Below are 11,486 nucleotides of genomic sequence, written 5' to 3'. Positions count from 1 at the left end.
CAACATGTATCAGTCTCTTTTTGACATACAACATAATCAATAGCTGCACATTACGATTCATTGATATTATTCCCATCCAAATTTAGCATCTTGTTTCACTTTCTTCGCCTTTTCAATCATATCATTCACATTTCATCCTTCTTCGTTAGACAAATATTGTTTTCAAGAAAATAGAACACACTGCATTTTACTCAACTAAAAATGAGCGAAGATAAAATCAAAGTGTAACTTTTGATTAATTATCCTCGCTCTGAATTGGCTTAAACCATACTCAGTATATATTAATAGTTAAACGTTATTGTCTTGTTTATCAATTTCTGATTACTTACGAAAATAAAGTTTTCAATATATTGAATAATGAACCTACTAAATCAAAAAAGTCTCCACTCATCATTTTCCCTCACCTTCATAAAATATAATCGTAGCGTTTTAACTATGCTTCAGCACTTTCAGTTCTTACTAAATCCGAGGCAATGCCTTCATAAAATTGGCTTAACTCTGCTTGTGAACGCTTCGTATCATTACTATCTTGGCCAACAAAATCTGCATGATCCCAATCGTGCATAATTGGTGTTACTTGCCAAACACCTTTTTGAACCTGATTCGATGCTGCTACATATGCTTGATTAAATGGATGTAATGCTGAAATTGTTGAAACAAGTCCATCATTGACACGCCACTCTTTTTCCGGAGCTTTTCCAATCACATTACCTGTTATTCCCATAGGTAAATACATGTTAATATCTGATTTTTGTCTACCAAATAAACCATCTCTTGTAGATTCTCCAGTATATGTTTTATAAACTATATTTGGATTTAACGATGTTTTTTTATTTAATTCAGTTGCGCCTGCTCTTGTTAAATCGTAAAATCCATTATCATCTGTCGTCCATAATTTACTATCTTTCAATCGTTCAACATATTGATTATATGTTTCATCGTCTTTTTGTTTTAAACCCCATTGCTCCAAGCCAAAGCTAACTTTAGAATTTTTATTACCTTTTAGTTTCGCATAATCAAATGCAACTTGTCTGATAAGCGTTTCATTACCTAGTTGATCAGCTGCATGTGTACCATTATGAGGTGTTGCTAAGGTAGTAATTGAACTAATCATATTATCGTTATTACCTTGAAATACTGGAGATATATCGCCACCATGTTGTTTTTGATATTCTATTTCTTCTGGATCACCATTACGTAAATATTCTTCTAGTTGTCTAATGGTTTGTCCACCCATGCTATGACCAACTAAATGAACTTTTTGACCTGGTTGCCAATCTTTATATACACCTTCATATGTCTTACCATAACGGTCATGTCCATATTTTTCAGCATGTGCAGCACCGTAATCTACTGTGCCGCCTTTAATGTAATAATATAATTCAACTGCTCTATCATGATTACTACTTAATGCACCAATACTTGCTTCATATGCATTGTAACCCTTTTGTTCTAAGTCTTGTTGAATATTTAATTTGTCTCCACCCCAATAATGAGGTAAAACAGATGGTTTAATATCATCTGTAAAACCATTAAAACCATGCACTAAGATAATGGGATCTTGGTTTTTATATTGACTTTGTTTCGCTTTTTTTGTAGGTTGTGTTTGAGTTTTCTCAACGTTCTGTTGATTCACTTTATTATTTGTTGTAGCAACAGCATTTTTCTTAAGTAAAGCTAAACTTTTATCTTGATCGTTGTTCTTTTGATTGCTTTGACGATCTTCATTAACTAAATCATCATTTTTCAATTGTCCAAATTCAACATCATTTTGAACTTCTGATTGCGATGAATCTGCATTTACTTTCATCTCTTTTGCTTTATCTTGCTCATTGTATTCCGGATCTACTTCTTCTGATGTCTCATTTTTCGCTTTGTCTTGCTCGTTGTATTCTGGATCTACTTCTTTTGATGTCTCATTTTTCGCTTTATCTTGTTCATTGTATTCCGGATCTACTTCTTCTGATGTCTCATTTTTCGCTTTGTCTTGCTCGTTGTATTCTGGATCTACTTCTTTTGATGTCTCATTTTTCGCTTTATCTTGTTCATTGTATTCTGGATCTACTTCTTCTGATGTTTCATCCTTTGTTTTGTCTTGCTCATTGTATTCTGGGTCTACTTCTTCTGATGTCTCATTTTTCGCTTTGTCTTGCTCGTTGTATTCTGGATTTACTTCTTCTGATGTCTCATTTTTCGCTTTGTCTTGCTCGTTGTATTCTGGATCTACTTCTTCTGATGTCTCATTTTTCGCTTTGTCTTGCTCGTTGTATTCTGGATCTACTTCTTTTGATGTTTCATCTTTTGTTTTGTCTTGCTCGTTGTATTCTGGATCTACTTCTTCTGATCCCTCGTTTTTTGTTTGGTTATTATTATTTTCTACGTCTAATTTTTAATTATTTTCGTTTTCTGCTTCAGTCGTAAATCTATCATTATGTAAGCTTTGATTATCTGAAGTTTGTTTATCATTCTTATTAACCGGTACACCACTATCCCCAGTAGCGTTATCACTATTTGTTTCCCCAACTTTTTCCCCAATGTCTTGATAGTTCATTTCACTTGTTTGTTTTTCTGTTTCTGCAGCTTGCGCACTGTCTACACCTATAAATAGTAAAGAGCCAATCAATATAGATGATGCGCCAAAAGTGAATTTACGAATACTATATTTGTTTTTTTTCTGTTCCATACTAGACACCTCTTGGTTAATAGAATTTAATAAATAACAAACTTTCTTTTGCTAAATGAATAAATTTAAAATAAAACGTGGCACTAATTCGAAAAATTTACCAAAAATCTCTTTCATAAACTACCACTCCTTTCAGAAAACGTTTTCAAATAATTATAAAAATTAAATTATCTATTTAAAACAATTGATACAACACAACAATTTTTTTAAATAAATAATTTAATTTGACTTTACTAAACAAATAAAAAATAGTCAACAATATAAATAAAAATATAATAACTTAATTTATACTTTACAAATTATTTAAAAAACCCCTTATCAACAACCAATTTTTACATTGATATGATAAGGGGTGAATGATTAATGTTATTTAATTTCTATAAAAATTGGACGACAAATATTAATATAATAACGATTGGCAAGATAAATTTGATGAGATAATACCAAGGTATAAACAATCTTAATTTATCTTTTCCAAAATGTTCTTTTAATGCTTGTTTATCGAGCAATTGTCCTACAACAAGTGTTGTTCCTAACGCACCTAACGGCATTAAAATATTAGAAACTAAAAAATCCATATTATCAAAAATAGTTCCTGCTGCAAATTTTATATGACTTAAGCTTCCAAAAGACAGTGTTGCGGGAATACTTATGATAAAAACAAGGATACTTATATAAAACGATACAGATTTACGTTTCGAATTATCATTTTTAGTAAAGTTGGACACATTGAGTTCAAGTAACGAAATTGAAGAAGTAAGTGCTGCAAATAAAAATAATATTAAGAAAATAAAATAGAAACCTGGACCATATGCCATTTGATCAAATACTTTTGGTAACACTTTAAATAGTAAACCTGGACCTTCAGTCGGACTATAGCCAAAAGCTGAAATCGCAGGGAATATTGCTAAACCTGCCAACACAGATACTAGAATATTCATCGCTACAATCGAAACAGCCGAAGTTTTAATCGTCATTTCTTTAGGTGCATAACTAGCATATGTAATCATACCTGTTGTTCCTAATGAAAGTGTGAAAAATGATTGGCCTAGGGCAAATAAAATACCCTCTATTGAAATATCTTCTATTCGTGGTTGTAATATATATTTCAAACCTTCAAATGATCCATCTAAAGATAACGATTTAAAAACAATAATAATAAGGAAGATAAATAGTAACGGCATCATAAATTTAGATGCTTTTTCTAATCCTTTTTCAACCCCCATCATTACGATGAACATCGTTAACAAGATGAATATTCCTTGACCTGTAATGGTCAACCATGGATTACTAATAATTGATTCAAATACTATGTGGCCTAATTTATCACCATTAAGCGAGAATATTTGAAGTAATACATTGAATATATATATGATAATCCAACCACCGATAACACTATAAAATCCAAATAAGATAAATACAGCTAAATTACCATTCCAACCTATAATATTTAACCATTTTTTATTTGTTAATTTTTCATATATTTTAGTAGTATACGTTTTGCCCATTTTACCTACTGTAAATTCCATCATTAATAATGGCAATCCTACAAGCAGTGTGAATATTAAAAACATTAATAAGAAAGCACCACCACCATATATACCTGCCATATATGGGAATTTCCACATTGCGCCTAGTCCTATTGCGGATCCAGCACTTGCCAATATGAAACCGAGCGAGGACTTCCATTGTGATTCATTGTGCATCGTTCATACATCCTTTACACCCTATTATTCTTCATTACGTTAAAGCGTTCATGTAACATAGAAAACTACTATAACATTTTTTTGAATTGAGCTCAATAGTTAATTGTTTAAAACACTTGATATTACAGTTTTCTTTACTATTATGACATTAATAAATCAATTTAATTAAACATCTTACATGGTTTAATTTTCTGAAATTTCATTGAATTCATATAACTTTTGTGTTATATTAATGTATGTTTTGCAACAAATAACTTTAAAAATAATAGAGGTATTAAAATGAATAGACTCATACTGATTTCCGGTCTTATGTTATTCTCATTTTTCTTTGGAGCCGGAAATCTAATATTTCCACCTATGTTAGGATATACAGCTCAAGAAAATATGTGGGTTTCAATGATAGGATTTTCAATCACCGGTATTTTATTGCCATATTTAACAGTCATCGTAGTAGCTTATATGAATGGTGGCGTTGAAAGTATTGGTAACAAAGTCCATCCAGTATTCGGTACGATTTTTGCAATCTGTATTTACGCGTCTATTGGCGCATTATACGGGATTCCACGTGCTGCAAATGTCGCTTATGAAATTGGTACAAAAAATGTTTTACCTGTACATAATCAATTAACTTTAATTATATTTTCAGCAGTCTTTTTCTTAGTTGTTTACTTGATTGCACTTTATCCAAATCGAATCATAGATAATTTAGGTAAATACCTAACACCTATTTTAATATGCATTATCGCTATTTTATGTATTTTAGTGATTATCAATCCTGAAGGTTCAATTGGTAAAGCTGGTGGCGACTTTGCGCAAACTCCACTTGTGTCAGGTATCTTAGAAGGTTATTTCACAATGGATCTCGTTGCTGCACTCGCTTTTTCAGTAGTAATTGTACAAAGTTTTAAATTACATGGTGTTAATGATCCAAAATTATTAGTTAAAAATGTTGTGAAAGCTGGTTTTATTTCGGCTGTACTGTTATTTATCATTTATTTTGCTTTAGCCTATGTTGGCGCAACAACCGATCAGACAGGCTTTAAAGATGGCACAGATATTTTAACTTTTAACTCATTACGTGTGTTTGGTGCTTTAGGAAACTTAATTTTTGGGATAATTGTGATATTAGCTTGTTTAACAACATGTATTGGACTTGTGAATGCTTGCTCAGCATTTGCAATGAAAAAATTACCAAAAATTTCTTATAAATTATTTGTACTTATCTTTTCAATATTAGGTTTTATTGTTTCTACATTAGGATTAGAGCTTATTTTGGAAATTGCTGTACCATTACTTACATTTATTTATCCAACATCTATCGTATTAGTGCTTATTTCGTTATTGAGTATATTTATCTCATTTGAAATGAAATATAGCTTTATCATACCAACGATTGCAACATTGATTATTTCTTTATTACAAATATTAAATGATTTTAATTTAATTAAAGTACTTAATGTTGTATATGCGCATTTCCCATTAGCGAATATCCAACTAGCATGGTTGATACCATTTATGGTATGTCTGCTAATCGGTATCATTATCGATTTCTTTTACGCTAAATCGCAAACTGAAATGACTTAAGTTAGTGCGTACTGTTAATCAAACGATATGCCAACACATATCTATTCTCATCAATACATCCCTTCAAATATGGGGTGTATTTTTTATATGTAAAATAGCAAAATGCCAAAAGGGATTTCTGAAATTATCATAAACTGTTTATACACTCAAATTGGAAATTTAGATTAAATTCACTCGCCTATAAAGTGATATATTTGCATGTAATTGATATAATACGCTTACGCTATATAATAAAATTCACACTTTAAGGATGGAGATATTGTATGACTGAATTTAATGACTTTTTACAGTCACTGGAAAATGACAAACAAACAGCCACGATGGAAGCTATCTTTAATTGGATTTCTGAAACTTTTCCTGAACTCGAAACAACTGTAAAATGGAATCAACCGATGTACACGCATCACGGTACGTTTATAATCGCCTTTAGTAAGTCCAAACAGCATTTCTCAGTAGCACCCGAAGCTAAAGGAATGGCTGAATTTACGGAACAAATTGAAGCAGCTGGATATTCGCAAACCAATAATTTATTTCGTATTAAATGGACTCAAGACGTTAACTATGCATTATTGAAGTCCATTATTCAATTCAATATCGAAGACAAAGCGGATTGTACAACATTTTGGAGAACTTAATTTTAAATATATTGAAACAAAAAAGGATGACTTCTACTCCATTTAGTAGAAACCATCCTTTTTAATATTTTCATGGCTTATGTATAATCTTCAAAAAACGCGATAATATCTTGTTCTACTTCTAAATGACCTTCACCATACGTCATTAAATGTTTACAGGTAGCATAACCTTGAATTTCTTTATCCTCATGTGCAATTTGATCATAAATATAATTTGCACTAACTTCATAAGCTTTTTCATCCTGTTCGCCAAATTTTATAGCGATAGGAGCAGAAATCCGGTTTAAATTCGCCATCACATTATCAACAAGTTGTTTGAATTTATCAAACCCAGTGGTATAGGTTTCAATTTGGTCAATTTGTTGTTGAATTGTTTCTTGAGACAAACCTACTAAATTACCCATGCGTCCGCCATAAAATTCCAGCCTGCTCGCAAGTCCTGCATCATCTTTACTAAATGGTGTCGACATGACTGCAACAGAACTAACTTGTTTTTCTTCTGCCAATTTTAAAGACAAAATACCACCTAAAGATATGCCACATACACTTATATTCGAATAGCCCTTATCTTCTAAAAATTGATACCCTTCTAACGCATCTTGCCACCAATCCTCTGCGTCATAAGCCATCAATGATTCGAGTAATAAACCATGTCCTTTATAAGCAGGAACATAACAGGTAAAACCCGCTTTATTTAATTTTGTTGCTAATAATTTCACATCTCTGATCGTCCCTGTAAACGAATGTAATAACAATACAGCACGTTCAGAAGATTCATTTTCCAAAAATATTGGATTAGGTTCTTTTACATTTATCATCCATTGTCACTCCAACTTTTAACATCCATAAACATTGTAATAGAAAATCGTTACGATACAAAGAGATATGATTAATAAAAAACCAAGACCGTTCAAGTGATTATCGTAAAAAAATACAAGCCACTTCCTTAAAGGAAGTAGCTTGCTTCTATGAGGAAGTCTGGAAACATGCCTAAGCGCATGCTCACAGCGACCCATAGTGTGTGCATGCCCTTGGCATGCTTATATAGTGTACAATTTTATGTATCTTCTTTCAAACATTTATAAATAATGAAGTTATGGAAATTCATTTTATCTACATGCAAGTATATAAGATAATTTCTATTAAATTTCTTTATTTTTGTAATATTCAGATAAATTATCGTTAAATAATTATCGATTTTGACGAATATATATCAGCTTTAATAAAGTATAATATATAATGAAGGAATTTAAAGAAAACGAGGTAATAAATATGGATGATTTAAAAATCAACAAAAGATTAATTATGACACCCGGCCCTGTTAGCGTAGACCCCCGCGTTTCACAAGCAATGTCAAACTCTATCTTAGGTCAATTTGACTATGAATTTGTAGACATTATGAATCAAACGATGGAGCTAATTCGCAAATCATTTTTAACAAAAAACCAGTGGTCATTTCCTATTGATGGCACAAGTCGTGCTGGCTTAGAAGCTGTAATATCTAGTATTGTTAAGCCTGGTGATGATGTTTTAGTTCCAGTCATTGGACGTTTTGGCTATTTATTCGCTGAACTGGTTACGCGTGCTGGTGGTATCGTCCACAGCATTTATAAGCCAATGGGAGAGGTGTTTGAACAGTCAGAAATCATTGAAGCCCTAGATCAATATCAACCGAAAGTACTTGCTATTGTCCACGGTGAAACGTCGACTGGTAGATTGCAACCAATTGATCAACTTGGTCGTGCATGTAAAGAAAGAGGGATATATTCTGTTGTAGATGCTGTTGCCACATACCAAGGGATGGTTATCCCAGTAGATGAATGGGAATTAGACGCAGTCATTGGTGGCGCTCAAAAATGTTTATCTATTCCTTCAGGTATTACCCCAATCACTTTCAATGATAGATTTAGTGATGCCATCAATGCGCGCAAACGTGTAGAACTTGGTATTCGTTCTACTGAAACAACGGAACAAAATCATTTTATCAGAAGCAATTATTTAGATTTAACACAGTTACAAGACTATTGGAGTCCAAAACGTTTAAATCATCACACTGAAGCAACAACTTCAATATATGCGCTTCATACTGGTCTAAGGTTAGCACTATCTGAAGGTCTAAAAGCACGTGCTCAACGTCATACATTCCATCAAGAAGGTTTAAAATCAGCCTTGAAAGCACTAGGGCTAGAAATTTATGGCGATGAATCAAACGAAATGAAAATGGTGATATGCGTTAATATCCCTGATGGTATAGATGATATAGCATTCAGAGATGGTTTATTAAAAAATTATGGCATAGAAATTGCAGGTTCCTTTGGAGAGTTAAAAGGTAAAATATGGAGAATCGGAATCATGGGTTATGCTGTCCAAAAACAAAACATCTTAACGTTTTTAGCTGCATTTGCAACTCACCTTATTTCCCAAGGTCACATAAAAAACCTTGATCTAGAAACTGCGATTAAAACACTTGTGGATCACTATGATAACAATGAAATATCATAAACTTTTTAACACATCTTTTAATTAGATAAATCAAAAAGGTACAACTCCAAACCTAAACCGTTGGTGTCGTACCTTTTTTAATTTTACTTTTTAAATTTAAGTCTTTTCTACTATTCATCTTCTACAACTCTATTTTTAGCTGCTGGGTAACCAAAAATAAAGAATAGTAATGACATTAACAATAATGCAATAATACCTGATATCCAATTTCCCGTGTAATCATGTAAGTATCCAATTAAAAATGGTCCAATTGCTGCGATTAAATAGCCTACTGATTGGCCAAACCCTGATAACGAAATACTACCATCACTTGTCCGTGCGCGAATGGAAAAGAATGTCATACATAAACTAAAACATGCGCCCATTGCTAAACCAGCAATGACCATACCGATAACAAGTAATACTAATGACTGTGTAAAGAACAAGCCAAAACCAGTCAAGAATAAGATTGTGATAATAACGACCAATATTCGTTGGTCTTTCAATTTAGATGCTATTATTGGAAATGAAAATGTCATAGGTACTTGAGAAAATTGATTGAGCATTAATAAATAGCCTGCTGTAGATGGATCCACACCTCTATCCACTAATATCGATGGTACCCATGCTACAACGGTATAGAACACCATGGATTGGAAGCCCATCGTCAAAGCCACCATCCAAGCTAATTTAGATTTGACAATATTAACTTTCTTGTGATGTTTGACTTGTGTTTCATCAATTGTTTGTTTTTCTAATTTTGCACCTTTACGTGCTTTCGGTATCCATAAAATAATTGCGATAATCCCTAGAATAATCCAAAATGACAATGACAACCTAAAACCAAGCGGCGTTTGAGATAATGGGAAACTCAACCCACCACCTAAGCCTGCTGTAAAGTTCATAGTCCCGCTATAAATACCAGTAGCTATACCAATTTGCATCGGGAAATACCATTTCACATAACTTGGTAATACAACGTTACCAAATGCAATTGCTATCCCTAATACTAATGTACCTATAATGAATAAACTAAAATCTCCAGCTACACGCAAGTACAATCCAATAATCAGTAATATTGTGGAGTACAAAATTGTACGAGACATTGTTATACGTGATGTTACTCTCGATACTAATGGAGAAACAATCGCAAAAATAATGAGCGGTATAGTAGTTAAGATGCCAGCAACACTGTTATTAATTTCCATTACATGCTTAATCTCATCAACTACAGGCCCTACTGATGTGAGTGGTGCACGTAAGGTAGAAGCAATAAACACAATTGCCAAAATTACGCCCCAATTTTCTTTGATTCTATGTATGCGATAGGGTTCAGTCATCTTATACCACCTTTCTTCCAAGTCTTTTAATATAATAATACAACGAATCGAACAAATGAAAGCCATTTGAACGATTCGCAAATAATTGATTCTAAGGAACTCATCTATGATTGATCAACATTTAATAAAATACGTGTACCTGCTTTACCCTCTAATGCTTCGACTGCATCATCTAATGAACAGATAATCGCTTCTTTACCCATTTCAGCAAATTGAATCGCAGCTTCAATCTTAGGTAACATACTTCCTGCAGGGAATTGTCCTTCTGCAACATAAGCTTTTGCTTGGTCAACTGAAATCGTTGCTAATTTCTCTTCGTTCGGTTTACCAAAGTTCACACAAACATTTGAGACGTCTGTTAACATCATGAATGTATCTGCTTCAACTTGTTGAGCAAGTTTCAAACCAGAGCGGTCTTTATCAATAACCGCTTCAACACCTTGAATACTTCCATTTTCATCACGGTAAACTCGTATACCACCGCCACCAGACGAAATAACGATTGCTTGGTCAATCAATGCTTTGATTTGATTTACGCCGTGAATCACGAGTGGTTCTGGTGAAGGAACAACACGACGGTAACCTCTACCTGCATCTTCTACCATCACAAAACCATGCGTTTCTTCTAGGCGTTTTGCTTCAATTTCGTCAAAAAATACGCCAATCGGTTTTGTTGGATTATCAAATGCTTTATCATCTTTATCCACTTCTACCATTGTTAATAATGTTACCACATCACTTTGGATGTCTAACGCATGCAAATGGTTTTTCAAAGATTCTTCCATCATATAACCGATGAAACCTTGCGATTCAGCATTACAAGCGTTAATTGGAAGTGGATCAACAACGTCTTTTGCTGCTTCATTTTGTGCAATAATATTTCCGACTTGTGGTCCATTACCATGTGTAATGACAACGTTATGTCCAATTTTTTTCAACTCTGCCATTTTACGTGTAGCAGCAAACACATTTTTATATTGATTGTCGTATGACGCTTCTTGTTTAGGTTGTAAAATAGCGTTACCACCTAAAGCAAGTACAACACGCTTACTCATAC

The 11,486-nt window shown here is 33.0% G+C and carries 7 protein-coding genes and 1 pseudogene; 3 read left to right on the top strand and 5 right to left on the bottom strand.

The window, feature by feature from the left end:
* Positions 1-433 precede the first annotated feature (433 nt).
* Both lip and KA856_RS05020 read right to left on the bottom strand, forming a co-directional pair.
* Positions 434-2,683 (bottom strand): annotated as a pseudogene (gene lip / locus KA856_RS14005) (YSIRK-targeted triacylglycerol lipase).
* A 377-nt stretch (positions 2,684-3,060) separates the two neighbouring features.
* Positions 3,061-4,389, bottom strand: a complete 1,329-nt coding sequence (locus tag KA856_RS05020; RefSeq protein WP_210138539.1) for a sodium-dependent transporter — start codon at positions 4,387-4,389, stop codon at positions 3,061-3,063.
* 279 nt (positions 4,390-4,668) lie between these two features.
* Between KA856_RS05020 and brnQ the strand changes: the two genes are divergently transcribed.
* Both brnQ and KA856_RS05010 read left to right on the top strand, forming a co-directional pair.
* Entirely contained in the window at positions 4,669-5,973 is a 1,305-nt protein-coding gene (gene brnQ / locus KA856_RS05015; protein ID WP_107385679.1) for a branched-chain amino acid transport system II carrier protein, read from the top strand.
* Positions 5,974-6,236: 263 nt separating this feature from the next.
* Positions 6,237-6,608 carry an iron chaperone gene (locus KA856_RS05010; protein WP_107385678.1) on the top strand — a complete coding sequence of 124 codons (372 nt, stop codon included), beginning with the start codon at positions 6,237-6,239 and terminating at the stop codon, positions 6,606-6,608.
* Positions 6,609-6,685: 77 nt separating this feature from the next.
* On the opposite strand, the gene KA856_RS05005 is transcribed toward KA856_RS05010, so the two are convergent.
* On the bottom strand, positions 6,686-7,426 hold the full coding sequence (locus KA856_RS05005; protein WP_107383755.1) for an alpha/beta hydrolase: 741 nt from the start codon (positions 7,424-7,426) through the stop codon (positions 6,686-6,688).
* 454 nt (positions 7,427-7,880) lie between these two features.
* Here KA856_RS05005 and KA856_RS05000 point away from each other — a divergent pair, with 454 nt between their 5' ends.
* Positions 7,881-9,110, top strand: a complete 1,230-nt coding sequence (locus KA856_RS05000; RefSeq protein WP_107383756.1) for a pyridoxal-phosphate-dependent aminotransferase family protein — start codon at positions 7,881-7,883, stop codon at positions 9,108-9,110.
* A 110-nt stretch (positions 9,111-9,220) separates the two neighbouring features.
* Here the strand turns inward: KA856_RS05000 and KA856_RS04995 are convergent, their stop codons facing one another.
* Positions 9,221-10,429: a CynX/NimT family MFS transporter gene (locus tag KA856_RS04995; protein WP_107385677.1), complete on the bottom strand. Its 1,209-nt coding sequence runs from the start codon at positions 10,427-10,429 to the stop codon at positions 9,221-9,223.
* Between the two features lie 104 nt (positions 10,430-10,533).
* Positions 10,534-11,484, bottom strand: a complete 951-nt coding sequence (gene arcC, locus KA856_RS04990; protein WP_210138538.1) for a carbamate kinase — start codon at positions 11,482-11,484, stop codon at positions 10,534-10,536.
* Between the last annotated feature and the right edge of the window lie 2 nt (positions 11,485-11,486).

It is taken from the genome of Staphylococcus sp. GDB9P120P (genome assembly GCF_017893435.1).
Lineage (GTDB): Bacteria > Bacillota > Bacilli > Staphylococcales > Staphylococcaceae > Staphylococcus > Staphylococcus cohnii.
This window is presented reverse-complemented; position numbering and strand designations above follow the sequence as displayed.

Bases quoted from the DNA above. Each gene is read 5' to 3' on its own strand.
- KA856_RS05020 (WP_210138539.1), bottom strand. From the start codon at position 4,389: ATGCACAATGAATCACAATGGAAGTCCTCGCTCGGTTTCATATTGGCA.
- brnQ (WP_107385679.1), top strand. From the start codon at position 4,669: ATGAATAGACTCATACTGATTTCCGGTCTTATGTTATTCTCATTTTTC.
- KA856_RS05010 (WP_107385678.1), top strand. From the start codon at position 6,237: ATGACTGAATTTAATGACTTTTTACAGTCACTGGAAAATGACAAACAA.
- KA856_RS05005 (WP_107383755.1), bottom strand. From the start codon at position 7,426: ATGATAAATGTAAAAGAACCTAATCCAATATTTTTGGAAAATGAATCT.
- KA856_RS05000 (WP_107383756.1), top strand. From the start codon at position 7,881: ATGGATGATTTAAAAATCAACAAAAGATTAATTATGACACCCGGCCCT.
- KA856_RS04995 (WP_107385677.1), bottom strand. From the start codon at position 10,429: ATGACTGAACCCTATCGCATACATAGAATCAAAGAAAATTGGGGCGTA.
- arcC (WP_210138538.1), bottom strand. From the start codon at position 11,484: ATGAGTAAGCGTGTTGTACTTGCTTTAGGTGGTAACGCTATTTTACAA.